The sequence below is a fragment of the Photorhabdus heterorhabditis genome (genome assembly GCF_018448905.1).
Lineage (GTDB): Bacteria > Pseudomonadota > Gammaproteobacteria > Enterobacterales > Enterobacteriaceae > Photorhabdus > Photorhabdus heterorhabditis.
Map to the genome: position 1 here is coordinate 87,064 of NZ_RCWA01000011.1, position 12,789 is coordinate 99,852.

At 41.9% G+C, this 12,789-nt stretch carries 13 protein-coding genes; 7 read left to right on the top strand and 6 right to left on the bottom strand.

Annotated elements, in window-relative coordinates; translation table 11 throughout:
- The first annotated feature begins 41 nt into the window (after window positions 1-41).
- The 4 genes from aroC (at window position 42) to EAE89_RS09355 (ending at window position 2,886) form a co-directional block, all read left to right on the top strand.
- Entirely contained in the window at window positions 42-1,127 is a 1,086-nt protein-coding gene (gene aroC, locus EAE89_RS09340) for a chorismate synthase (protein ID WP_054480394.1), read from the top strand.
- An 84-nt stretch (window positions 1,128-1,211) separates the two neighbouring features.
- Complete coding sequence (locus tag EAE89_RS09345) at window positions 1,212-2,012, top strand: sulfite exporter TauE/SafE family protein (RefSeq protein ID WP_054480393.1); 801 nt, start codon at window positions 1,212-1,214, stop codon at window positions 2,010-2,012.
- Between the two features lie 22 nt (window positions 2,013-2,034).
- Entirely contained in the window at window positions 2,035-2,586 is a 552-nt protein-coding gene (locus EAE89_RS09350) for an elongation factor P hydroxylase (protein WP_172909614.1), read from the top strand.
- 21 nt (window positions 2,587-2,607) lie between these two features.
- Window positions 2,608-2,886, top strand: a complete 279-nt coding sequence (locus EAE89_RS09355) for a YfcL family protein (protein ID WP_054480391.1) — start codon at window positions 2,608-2,610, stop codon at window positions 2,884-2,886.
- A gap of 234 nt (window positions 2,887-3,120) precedes the next feature.
- On the opposite strand, the gene EAE89_RS09360 is transcribed toward EAE89_RS09355, so the two are convergent.
- From EAE89_RS09360 to EAE89_RS09375, 4 genes are all read right to left on the bottom strand, one after another.
- Complete coding sequence (locus tag EAE89_RS09360; protein ID WP_235525505.1) at window positions 3,121-3,390, bottom strand: type II toxin-antitoxin system RelE/ParE family toxin; 270 nt, start codon at window positions 3,388-3,390, stop codon at window positions 3,121-3,123.
- A 28-nt stretch (window positions 3,391-3,418) separates the two neighbouring features.
- Entirely contained in the window at window positions 3,419-3,718 is a 300-nt protein-coding gene (locus EAE89_RS09365) for a type II toxin-antitoxin system RelB/DinJ family antitoxin (protein WP_054480390.1), read from the bottom strand.
- A 103-nt stretch (window positions 3,719-3,821) separates the two neighbouring features.
- Window positions 3,822-5,888 carry a bifunctional tRNA (5-methylaminomethyl-2-thiouridine)(34)-methyltransferase MnmC2/FAD-dependent 5-carboxymethylaminomethyl-2-thiouridine(34) oxidoreductase MnmC1 gene (mnmC, locus tag EAE89_RS09370; protein ID WP_214085712.1) on the bottom strand — a complete coding sequence of 689 codons (2,067 nt, stop codon included), beginning with the start codon at window positions 5,886-5,888 and terminating at the stop codon, window positions 3,822-3,824.
- 167 nt (window positions 5,889-6,055) lie between these two features.
- Entirely contained in the window at window positions 6,056-6,667 is a 612-nt protein-coding gene (locus tag EAE89_RS09375; RefSeq protein WP_054480388.1) for a LysE family translocator, read from the bottom strand.
- Window positions 6,668-6,869: 202 nt separating this feature from the next.
- On the opposite strand from EAE89_RS09375, the gene EAE89_RS09380 reads away from it, so the two are divergent.
- Window positions 6,870-7,334, top strand: a complete 465-nt coding sequence (locus tag EAE89_RS09380; protein ID WP_054480387.1) for an Lrp/AsnC family transcriptional regulator — start codon at window positions 6,870-6,872, stop codon at window positions 7,332-7,334.
- 504 nt (window positions 7,335-7,838) lie between these two features.
- Here EAE89_RS09380 and EAE89_RS09385 read toward each other — a convergent pair.
- On the bottom strand, window positions 7,839-8,384 hold the full coding sequence (locus tag EAE89_RS09385; RefSeq protein WP_054480386.1) for a hypothetical protein: 546 nt from the start codon (window positions 8,382-8,384) through the stop codon (window positions 7,839-7,841).
- Window positions 8,385-9,151: 767 nt separating this feature from the next.
- On the opposite strand from EAE89_RS09385, the gene fabB reads away from it, so the two are divergent.
- Window positions 9,152-10,366, top strand: coding sequence for a beta-ketoacyl-ACP synthase I (gene fabB, locus EAE89_RS09390; RefSeq protein WP_149617626.1), 1,215 nt, complete (start codon window positions 9,152-9,154; stop codon window positions 10,364-10,366).
- 246 nt (window positions 10,367-10,612) lie between these two features.
- The gene (locus EAE89_RS09395) at window positions 10,613-11,056 is read left to right on the top strand and encodes a hypothetical protein (protein WP_054480198.1); all 444 of its coding nucleotides are present in this window, start codon (window positions 10,613-10,615) and stop codon (window positions 11,054-11,056) included.
- A 228-nt stretch (window positions 11,057-11,284) separates the two neighbouring features.
- Here the strand turns inward: EAE89_RS09395 and EAE89_RS09400 are convergent, their stop codons facing one another.
- Entirely contained in the window at window positions 11,285-12,781 is a 1,497-nt protein-coding gene (locus EAE89_RS09400) for a tripartite tricarboxylate transporter permease (RefSeq protein ID WP_054480197.1), read from the bottom strand.
- Window positions 12,782-12,789 lie beyond the last annotated feature (8 nt).

Below are 12,789 nucleotides of genomic sequence, written 5' to 3' on the forward strand. Positions count from 1 at the left end.
ACCGGGTTAAATAAAAGAACAATTAACAGGAAGGAATTGGGATGGCTGGAAATAGTATCGGGCAATTTTTCCGGGTCACCACTTTTGGCGAATCCCACGGTTTGGCGTTGGGGTGTATTGTCGATGGTGTACCGCCGGGTATTGCAATCACAGAAGCCGATTTACAAGTTGATTTAGACAGGCGTCGCCCGGGAACTTCCCGTTATACAACGCAGCGCCGTGAGCCGGACCAGGTGCGTATTCTTTCGGGGGTATTTGAAGGGATAACAACCGGTACCAGTATCGGTTTACTCATTGAAAATACTGACCAGCGTTCTCAGGATTACAGTGTTATTAAAGATGTATTTCGTCCGGGGCATGCCGATTATACTTATGAACAAAAATATGGTGTTCGTGATTATCGCGGTGGTGGCCGTTCTTCTGCCCGCGAAACCGCAATGCGTGTTGCAGCAGGTGCAATAGCGAAAAAATATTTACTGGATAAATATGGCATTCGTGTCCGTGCTTACCTGAGTCAAATGGGAAATGTCCATTGTGCATTGAAAGATTGGGGACAGGTGGAACAAAACCCATTCTTCAGCCCTGATGAAACCAAACTTGAACAACTTGATGCCTTGATGCGTGAATTGAAAAAAGCCGGTGATTCCATTGGTGCGAAAGTGACGGTTGTGGCAGAAAATGTTCCGGCTGGACTGGGAGAACCTGTTTTCGACCGTCTTGATGCAGATATTGCTCATGCGCTGATGAGTATTAATGCAGTAAAAGGTGTTGAAATTGGTGATGGTTTCGGTGTGATTAGTTTACGTGGCAGCGAAAACAGGGATGAAATTACCGCTCAGGGGTTCACTAGTAATCATGCGGGTGGAATTCTTGGTGGAATCAGCAGTAGTCAGCCAATTGTTGCTCGTATTGCGCTGAAGCCAACTTCCAGCATCATGGTGCCGGGCAAAACGATTAACCGCCAGGGTGAAGAAGTGGAAATGGTGACTCGTGGCCGCCATGATCCTTGTGTTGGCATCCGTGCAGTACCGATTGCAGAAGCAATGATGGCTATTGTTCTGATGGATCATTTATTACGTCAGAGAGCGCAGTGTGCTGATGTCGAATCCAGACTTCCTGGTTGGTGAGCGGAGGATGAAGCTAGCCTTATCCCGGATGGTTGAAATGGGTAGCTTAATGTTGATAAGCAATTTCTCTTGATGGGATAAAGTATGGATTGGTTATTATCAGGGGCAGAAGTTTATGGTCTGCTCTTTCTGGTTGCGGTGATTGCTGGATTTATTGACTCGATTTCTGGTGGTGGTGGTTTGCTAACCATTCCTGCATTGCTTTCAGTGGGTGTCTCTCCGGTTCAGGCATTGGCGACAAATAAGTTACAGGCAGTGGGAGGTTCTTTCTCTGCTAGTCTCTATTTTGTCCGTTATGGTGCGGTTGATCTCAAGTCTCAGCGCTTTGCCATACTGATGACGCTGTTTGGCTCAATGGCTGGTGCAATTATTGTCCAGTTTATGAAACCAGATTTCCTCAGTCAGCTATTACCGGTTCTGGTCATTATTATTGGTCTGTATTTTCTTTTGACTCCGGCAATTGGCAAGGAAGATCGCCATCGTCGCTTAACTCCAGTGGCATTTGCCTGTCTTGTCGGGGGTGGATTGGGTTTATATGATGGCGTATTTGGCCCCGGTGTTGGCTCATTTTATGCGTTAGCTTACGTTGCCCTGTGCGGCTATAACCTGGCGAAATCTACAGCTCATGCCAAGGTATTGAACTTTGCTTCTAACATGGGTTCACTGGTGCTTTTTATCCTTGGTGGTCAGGTTTTATGGGTATTGGGTCTGGTGATGCTGGCAGGGCAGGTGATTGGTGCACGGTTGGGCGCAAGTTTGGTTTTGACACATGGTCAAAAGCTTATTCGTCCGATGATTGTAACTATCTCTTTTTTGATGAGTATTAAATTACTGAATGATAATCACGGCGATACAATCCGTACTTGGTTGGCATTTTATTTTTGATTCAGGATTTTGTTTTTAATTCATGACAACGCATAACTATCAACAACTTATTGATATTTTTAATCGCTGTTTTGGCGAAGAATACAACACATGTTTAGTCAAAGGTGACGACGAACCTATTTATCTGCCAGCGGATGAAGAGACTCCCTATAACCGAATTGTATTTGCTCATGGCTTCTATGCCAGTGCTTTGCATGAGATTGCTCATTGGTGCATTGCGGGTAGAGAGCGCAGGAAATTAGTGGATTTTGGCTATTGGTATTGCCCGGATGGGCGTGATGCACAGACACAAAGTGAATTTGAGAAAGTAGAAATTAAACCGCAAGCACTTGACTGGTTGTTTTGTACCGCCGCAGGTTTTCCGTTCAATGTCAGTTGTGACAATCTAGAAGGGAATTTTGAGCCTGACAGATTGACTTTTCAACGTAAAGTTCATGCTCAGATTATGGACTACTTAGCAGAAGGGATACCGGCAAGAGCGGAGTGCTTTATTCAGGGACTGCAATCGTTCTACAATACGTCCCCATTGAAAGCGGAACATTTTCCTTACCCGGAAGATGTATTCGCAGAATGAAACTGAATTTGAGGAAAAATAATGCTCGCTGAGTTTGAAACGCGTATTTTATCGCAAATCGATGACATGGTAGATCACGCCAGTGATGATGAGTTATTTGCTGGTGGTTATCTCCGCGGGCATCTTACTTTAGCGGTGGCAGAGCTGGAGGAGGAAGGTGCTCATACGGCTGAACAGCTTCATGATCGTGTTGAAAAAAGTATCCAAAACGCGATTAAAGCAGGAGAACTGACCCCACCGGATCAGGTTCTGGTTCTCCATACTTGGCAGCGCTTGTTAGACAATGCTAAAACTCAATAATTTTATACCCGTTATCTTTCAAGTTGCCTCTTTGTTGGCTGCATTCGCTCTCCTTGGTCACAGAGTTATCTATGCTCCCGGGGATTCGCTCCCTTGCCGTCGCGCGGCATCTTGAAATTCATAGGTATATTAAGGGGCAGAAAACGAACTGTGCTACCAAAATTCATATGAATATCTAACGTTTGGCAGTGCAGTTCGTCAGAATCAGAGGCTCAATAGCGATTTTTATTCTTTCTATGTTTTGCTTTTCGTTACTTTTATCCCGTTTGATGGTGGCCATTGTTGTGAGGTATGTAGTACCCGTAGGATAACCACCGTGTGGGTTGTTTCGGTGTATACTACTATATAGTTAGATCGAACAACCATCTCCTGCGTACCGGGAATGCGGCCTGCTCGGTAAAGTTGTGGGCGTTCTGGTAGTGTTGCCACCTTATTCTCTATCGCGTTTTTTAACTGTTGAGCCGCATGGAGATTATCGTCAGATATGTAATCAATAATTGTCAACAAGTCAGCTCTGGCTGTTTCCCTCCATTCAAGAGTTAGTACGAAGTTTCCTTTCAATTAATTCTTGGGCTTCATCCATTACTTGCTGATGTGGGACAGGTTGGCGTGTATCGTCGAGTGCTTCTTGCACTTTAGCGAAAAACCAAGCATCGTAAGTTTCCGTATCAGCGGTGAAACCAGCGGGTAACGCACCATCTTTGGCGACACGGGTTAGCAGGATGCGTACAGCATCCGATATGGTTAGACCTAAATTAGCGAGCGTTTTTGTTGCATCGGCCTTGAGTTTATCGTCTACACGAACGTGCAGCATTGATGTTTGAGCAGCCATTTTTTTATCCTCCGCTTATCAGATTTCATTATGTATCTCATTTGAGAGCTATGTGCAAGAGCTAAGATATATTAAATTACATTACCAAAATTAATATGAATATCTAACGTTTGGCAGCGCAGTTCCTTAATGGTTTTTCAATTTTCACTTTACGGCCTTTCAGCAGCTTTCTGATCCAAAAACGGTTTGGATGAAGGGCCGCCAGTGTTTCATTATCCAGTGGCAATGGTTCATCAAAGATTTGTCCTGCAAGGATTTCTGCAACTAATGGTGCCGAGCATAATCCACGGGAACCTAATGCTCCGATAATAAATAGATTGGAATAACTGGGAGCATTTGAGATCGATTTCCCAGTGCGGATTTGTTCTGGTAGATTTTGATAATCTGCCATTATTTCATTGAAATTCGGCGCATTTCCTACCATCGGCATATGGTCACGAATAACGCAACGAATACCTTGACGAGATTTTCCAGCAGAAATATCAACCTGATTTACCCATTCGGCATCAGGTAAACATTTCAGTAATCGATCACGGTTCTCTCGTTGTTCCGTTTCTGAATATTCGTTATCGAGCTGATGGCGCTGATAACTAGCACCGATACAGTGGTATTGATTGGCTGGATTAGCCGGTGTCATATAACCATCATAGCAAAGCACATTTTTTAATTTACTCAATTCTGTCGTTGTCGGAATATCGCTGACTTGACCGCGAACGGCAGTTACCGGTAGTTTCTCGGTTTGTTCAAATTGGGGGAGATGGTGACCATTGGCAATAACTACCACTTTATGATGCCTGTTTAAGGGTTGCCCTTGATACATTAGATGTAGTTGCCAACTGTCTTTGTTGCGGTTAAGAGCGGTAATTTCATGATTGAAAAGACAAATCATCCCTTGTTGTTGTGCTAATTCTGTTGCGGCTCTGGTCAATTCAGCCGGACATAGCCATCCACCCTGTGGATAATGAATACCGTGGTAATTAACATCCAGCCCGCATTTTTCACTCAATTGGTGACAATTCATGCCAATAGCGAGTTCATTCGGCCATTCTGTTGCCAAAATTTTCTCAATTTTTCTGCTACTTTTTTCGTCATAAGCAAGCTGGCTGACACCACACCATTGATGGTCAAAATTGATCCCCTGTGCTGATAGCAACTCATACTGGCGGCGAGCAAAAGTAAATGCTGAGGTAAAGAATTTTTCGAGTCCGTCATTACTGCCGTTTAATAACGGGTAAAGTGCTCCTTGACGATTACCAGATGCACCTTGTGCTGGAAATTCATCCTGACAATAAAGCGTAACACGTGCTCCACGACGAAGTAGCGCAAGAGCGGTGAAAACACTGGCAATGCCTCCGCCGATAATGGCGATATCATCTGTACGGCTTGCGGCTGGACGGGCAAACCACGGTGCAGGCAATGATTGACATTTTTGGGTTGCCAGGGTTCCAGTCAGCATTTCCCTTTTGCGACCAAATCCTTTGACTTTACTGACATCAAAACCAGCTTGTAGTAAACCACGACGGACAACGCCAGCAGAGGTAAAGGTTGCAAAGGTTCCGTTTGGCCGGGCAAATCTCGCCATAGCAGCAAATAGCTGTTCGTTCCACATTTGTGGGTTTTTGGCAGGGGCAAAACCATCTAAAAACCAAGCGTCTACCTTCCCGTAAAGGCTGGAGTCCATGGTTGGTAACAGATCATTGATATCACCAAACCATAAATCTAGTGTGACTGTCCCACTTGCCATAATTAATCGGTGGCAGCCTGCTAGTGGTTGAGGCCATTGTTGGCAGAGTTGCTGAGAAAAAATGCCAAGTTCAGGCCAGCGTTGATGAGCTTGCCATAAGTCACTGGTTTTCAGTGGGTATTTCTCAAAACTGATAAAATGCAGGTGCTGCAGTGGGGCGTCAGGGTGCTGTTGCTGAAATGCATCAAATGATTGCCAGAGTGTCAGAAAATTCAACCCAGTCCCGAAGCCGGTTTCTGCTATTACACAGTTAGAACGAGGATGAGTACAGAATCGTTGGGGAAATTGGTTGCCATTAAGAAATACATAACGGGTTTCCTCCAGTCCATCCTGATTTGAAAAGTAAACGTCATCAAATTGTGTTGAAATCGGGGTACCCTGATCATTCCAGCTTAGGGTTGCGGTACAGATGGCAGAATTTTTCACGGTAATGCCTGCAATGTTAATGATAATAACGCGATTTTAGCGAGGTTAAGCTTGATGCACCACCGGACAGAAAAAAAGATTGGAAATATGGTGATTTGATTAGCAGTCAGCACCTGTGTTTGGGTAGGCGCTGAATATTATCGGGTATCATACCAATAACTTGCTGTTCAGTTCTTGGCTAGATGACCGGCAGCCAGACATAAAAGTCCCCCGGCAATCCCTTCAACCCAGCGACGATGACAGTCACTGAACGAGCCTTTTTGCCCCATACCGGCTATAACGATACCGATTAATCCATAAACCAGAGCGCAGGTGCTGATGAAAATTGCGGAAAGAATTATGGATTGGAGCGTATGGTTGCCATCAGCGATGATGAAGTTTGGCAGGATAGCGAAATAGACCAATAACCCTTTGGGATTCAGGAAACTGGTTAGGAAGCCTTTGGTCAGCAAGGTTTTGGCTGGTGAGGATGAGAAGATGATTTTGTTGGGGCGTATTGCTGAACGAAACATCTGAACCGCTAAATAGGCCAGGTAGACAACGCCGGCCCAGCGCATCACCTCGAACAGAATTGGTGAGGTTGCCACAATAGCGGTCACACCCAAAGCACCAAGAATGCCATGTAGACAATAGCCGGAGATGACCCCTGCATTGGCACGTAGAGCGGCTCTTTTTCCTGCGGATAGACCTTGAGATGCCACGAACATAATATCGGGTCCAGGAGTACAAATTAACGGTAATACAGTAGCGGCGAAGACTAAAAAATTTTCTAACTGCATGATTTTGCCTCCATATAATTAAGAACATCTGAAGTACTGGATTAGTACTAATAAGTTGGGCAGGCTAGACGCTATAATTAATCTACAGAAATATATGAGTTGGTATTTTAAGCTAATTTTTATGATATTTTGTGTCTAATTTTTCACTATTAATAGTCATAGTGAAATTTGTATAATATATTTTTCACTATAGTGGAATTGAATGCCAATGAAATTAGATAATATTGATAGACGTATTCTTCGTGCTTTGCAACGTGACGGCCGGCTCCAGAATGTCGAATTAGCTAAGGAGGTTGGTTTATCGCCATCTCCTTGCTTGCGGCGCGTACGGTTATTGGAAGAGGCGGGGGTCATCAAGCGCTATGTTGCAGTGCTTGATGGCTTGAAGATTGGAGCTGGTCTTTCATTGTTTGCCCGGATTTGGCTCAAGGCTCAGGATGCAGAGACGATTCAGCATTTTACTGATGCTATCCAAGAAATGCCTGAAATTGTGGAATGCCACTTAATGGCGGGAGAATGTGATGCGCTTCTGAGAATTGTTACCGAGGATCTCCATTCTTACCGCCGTTTCCATGCTGAACACCTAACTCGGATTGACAGTATTCAAAGCGTTAAGACCGAAGTACCGATGGAAACGGCTAAACTTACGCATATGCTGCCAATATGAGTTGCAAGTCCATCCTCTATGCATGTACAGGCAAGGTATTGACAAGGGATATATACCCTATGGATTTCAAGATGGATCGCGACGGCAAGGGAGTGAATCTCCGGGAGCATAGATAACTATGTGACCGGGGTGAGCGAGTGCAGCCAACAAAGAGGCAACTTGAAAGATGACGGGTATAGTTGTGCTGGGCGGCATCCATTGTGATGAGGGGGATTATTTCAGGGAAAGATATAATCTTTTATTCTATAAATTATTTACTTTCATACTAATATACTAACGCTATCTCTATCTCATAAAAAATATGAAGCACTTCCTCTCAGTATTTTTTCGTGAGATATTCCATCTAATAAGCTCCATTTAGCAGTAATCATCTGAATGCTATTGAAAAATAAATAAAGACTCACATCACATATTGCACTTCATCATTAACAAGTTTCTTTAGTAATAGTAACGGGGAAATTTAATTATAAGTAAAAAAACCTATTAACGAAGTGAGCTTTATATTTATGAAGAAATATAAAGCTCACACAATTTTTTAAATTCTTTTGATAGTTTTTTCGTCAAATGTAAAGAAATTGTATCAATAATTAACATTACCTTGAATCTGGCTGCTTTTTCGTCACCTCCATTGTGTTTGACTTCTTTAATATAAAATGAGCATAACTTACAAAATTCAGCCACTCTTTTTTCAAGAATATTTGCGTTTCTATCGATAAAATCATAATGGCGGTAATTATTAGCTCGCTTTAAGTTATCTGAATTTTGCATAGGCACTTGGGTAAGTGTTTTCTTTGAGATTAATTCAGAAACATCCTTATTATATTTTTTGCATATGAGTTCTAATAACCGCTTAATTCTGCTGAATATAATTATAATTAGTCCATAAAGTATGATGAATGCTCCAATTAAGATGTGATTCTGTTGTGATGCAATTAATAAATCGTTATTAATTTTCCCTCCATATTGTGATGAAACGCTTATATCCATATTAAAAGCCACTAATATCCATATAATACCAATGCTTAATAGAAAATAACCGAGTCCTCTCATTATTAATCCTCATTAAAATTAGTGGGTGGAATTATCCTAATTTAGCTAAGTCTTACAATGAACCTGCTGTTTGCATGTTATATAACATAATTACCACTATTCTGTATGTAAGTGAACGCTTTATTTATTGGATAAAGTCAGAAAATTTTTTATTTCAAAACGTATGCCACTTGATTTTGGGTAATTCGTATGATTATGTCAATACAAAAATAAAAGATCTGATTGCTTTCATAAAAACCTTGTTCATGGTTATAGTCGTTGTTGTTAAGCTTGTTTTTGAATCAGAAAAAAACATGAAAATAACAGGCATAGTAGTAGCGAATACCTTCATTGTTGTCTGTAATCTGATTTTTTCTTTTTTAAAGAAGTGGTATTAACAATAAAATGAAAACAGAACAATAAACAGTAATATGGTCTTGTTAAGTAGATATAAAGTACCTATCTTTAATTAAATCAACTTACCGATTACTATTTATATGAATTGATAAAGTTAGGGATTGTATTGATGTTGTTATCTTTTCCCCAGTATTACGGTTTACCAGAATGATTTCTATCTGAAATTTATTTTTATCTGTTGCTGTTTGAATATGTTTAATGCAAGTTAGTTGTTGTTTTAACCAGAAAATACATTGGGATTTAGGGATAGATGAATTTTTCTTCGTAATTTTATCCTGATCGGACTTGTTCGGCGTACAAGTGTACGCTAAAGTGCCGTTATAAAAATTCAGCAGATAGCAGATAAACATTTTAACGAGGTGAGGTATTTAATGAAGCGTGCAGTGATCACTGGCTTAGGTATTGTTTCCAGCATTGGTAATAACCAGGAAGAAGTACTGGCATCTCTGAAAGAAGGCCGCTCCGGGATAACTTTTTCCGAAAAATTCAAAGAGATAGGAATGAGAAGTCACGTCTGGGGTAATGTAAAACTGGATACGACGGGGTTAATTGACCGCAAAATTCAGCGTTTCATGAGCGACGCTTCTGTTTACGCTTATCTGGCGATGGATGAAGCCATTAAAGATTCTGGCCTAACTGATGGTCAGGTTTCCAATATTCGTAGCGGGCTGGTTGTGGGATCTGGTGGTGGTTCCCCGTATAACCAGGTTATGGGGGCTGATGGTATGCGTGCCCGTGGCTTGCGAGGTGTGGGGCCTTATATGGTGACTCGTTCAATGGCTTCCGGTGTGTCAGCTTGCCTTGCAACTCCGTTTAAAATCAAAGGAGTAAACTACTCTATCAGTTCTGCATGTTCTACTTCTGCTCATTGTATTGGTCACGCAGTTGAACTTATTCAGTTAGGGAAGCAGGATATTGTTTTTGCTGGTGGCGGTGAAGAACTGTGCTGGGAAATGAGCTGTGAATTTGATGCAATGGGTGCTCTTTCCACGAAATACAACGAAACTCCTGAAAAAGCCTCCCGTACTTATGATAAAAACCGTGATGGTTTTGTTATCGCTGGCGGTGGCGGTATCGTTGTTGTTGAAGAATTGGAGCATGCTCTGGCACGCGGCGCACACATATACGCTGAAATTGTTGGTTATGGTGCAACATCTGATGGTGCGGATATGGTTGCCCCATCTGGAGAAGGCGCTGTTCGTTGTATGAATATGGCACTGCAAGGTGTGAATGGTACTATTGATTATGTGAACACGCATGGTACTTCTACGCCTGTTGGTGATTTGAAAGAGCTAGAGGCGATTAGGGAAGTGTTTGGTGATACGACACCTGCAATTTCTGCAACAAAAGCGATGACCGGCCACTCATTGGGCGCGGCTGGTGTACATGAAGCGATTTATAGCCTGTTGATGTTGGAGCATGGTTTTATCGCACCTAGCATTAACATTGAGGATATCGATGATAAAGCAGTGGGTATGAATATCATTACTAAACCTACTGAACAGAAGCTGAATACTGTGATGTCTAATAGCTTTGGCTTCGGTGGTACTAATGCTTCCCTGGTTATGAGCAAGTATTTGGAGTAAGCCCTTTTTATCATTAGGTTATTCAGGACAGTGTTTAGACAAAAGTGGTAGTTTTTGGCGCACTGTCCGTATCACTATTATTCTGCCGTCTGATTCTACTCATTATGTGCTCAGAAGAGATGAGTTCAGAATTCACAGAAGAAGGACATTACTTCGGTCTGGTAGATGTCAGAAGGTTATCATAGTTGAGTTCAACACAAGTAAAAAAGTGTGGAGCTTTAATGATGAAGAATTGGAAGTTGTACAATGCTGCGCTTATTCTCTTATATTCTGTTGTTTTTTTCTTTTAATTTATACGCTGAAACCGAATTTTGCATTCAAACAGGTGGCTATATTGAGATGAATATGCGGGATAAAATGATAAATGATTTGAACATTAAGTCTCAGGATATTGATTTAAAAAGAACAAAAATTGAATTGCTTTCTGATGTTGAAGTAAATAATATCCTCGCCTTGGAACTTGCCAGAAAAGAGGTGGAAAAAGATAAATTAAGAGATAGTCCAACTAGATCCAAGTATGAAGACCATTATAAAAATTATAAAGAATATAACCCGCATAATCTAATCGTAAAATTTACCTATTTCGATGAAAAAGGCAAGGCAAATGTTTTTATTGCATCGACAATTATCAATGATATCGAATGCTCGGTGTCATTTAGTAGTTATTTAACAGTTAGTCGAGAGTTCTAAGTGCCAACCATCAATATGCTGCTTTAAAGGTTTTTTATCGGTCTTGACTATTATTGTATTTTTTTGAGGATAATTATGGATTAAGGTCCAGTTTGTTGGGTTTTGATTTTTCGTAAAACATGACATTAATGTGAAAGTCTATTCCTGAACTTGTCAATAGAAAAAGCCCATAATATTTTTATGATAATTATGGGCTTTTATTTACTAAGCTTTGGTTTTAATCGTCGTCTATTGAATACGGCGCTTACGGATGATTCGTAATATTGGCGGAATAATTAGAACCAGTACGGCCAATACCAGGAGACATTGAGCAATGGCACTGTTCCACAGAATGCCAAATTCGCCATTACTGATGGAAAGTGCACGGCGTAAATTTTGTTCCAGCATTCCTCCTAATACGAAACCAAGGATTAATGGCGACATTGGGAAATTCATTTTTCTCAGAATATAGCCAAAAACGCCTAACCCTATCATCAACAGAAGATCGAAAGTTGTGCTGTGTACGGCATATACACCAACGGCTGAAACGGTAGCAATAGCTGGAACAAGAAACCATAACGGAATGGTTAACATCCGTGTAAACATACCTATCATTGGGATATTCATAACTAGCAGAATAATATTAGCAATCAGTAATGCAGCAATTAATCCCCAAACAATATCCGGTTGCTCAGTAAACATTCCCGGCCCTGGGGTAATGTTGTAGAGCGTTAATGCCCCCATCATAACGGCAGTGGTGCCGGAACCTGGGACTCCTAATGTTAGCATTGGAATAAAGGAGCCGCAGGCCGAAGCGTTATTAGCAGCTTCTGGTGCTGCAACGCCACGAATATCACCTTTACCAAATGAATCACTATTCCCACTGATCCTCTTTTCTGTCATATAGGTAATTGCGCTGGCAATGGTTGCTCCTGCACCGGGCAAAATACCGACAAAGAAACCGATAAAAGATGATCTGATAGTTGGCATGGCGCATTCAACCGCTTCCTTGCGGTTAAACAGCAAACGGCCTGTTTTGCGAATAATGGTTTTGCCGGTTGATGTGTTTTCCAGCATCAGCAGAATTTCGCTGACGGAAAACAGACCTATCACCACAACGATAAATTGAATGCCATCTGACAGATGAACATTGTCGAAAGTAAAACGGTAAACCCCGGTGTTGGCGTCTACTCCGACAGTTGCCAGACCTAATCCTATCAGTGCCGCCAGCAGTGATTTCAGAGGATTCTGACTCATCATGCTACCCAGACAGGCAATAGCAAAAACCATTAGCGCAAAATATTCAGCAGGACCGAATGCCAGTGACCATTGCGCCAGTAATGGTGCAAACAAAATAATGCCGCAAATTGCCAGCAAAGAACCACAGAAAGAACTGACCGCAGAAATAGACAATGCTACACCTGCACGACCTTGTTTAGACATTGGATAACCATCCAGTGCGGTCATAATGGCAGCGGCATCACCGGGAACATTGAGTAGAATCGATGATATACGTCCACCATACTCACAACCAATATAAACAGTTGCTAATAATATCAGGGCAGATTCAGCAGGCAGCTTTAAAGCAAAAGCGAGTGGTAGCAGAATAGCTACACCATTAATTGGCCCAAGCCCCGGTAACAATCCAACAATCGTTCCAATAAAACAACCAATCAACGCAATAATCAGGTTTTGTGGCACCATGGCGACTTCAAAACCCTGACTGAGATACATCCAGGTTTCCATAAATTCTC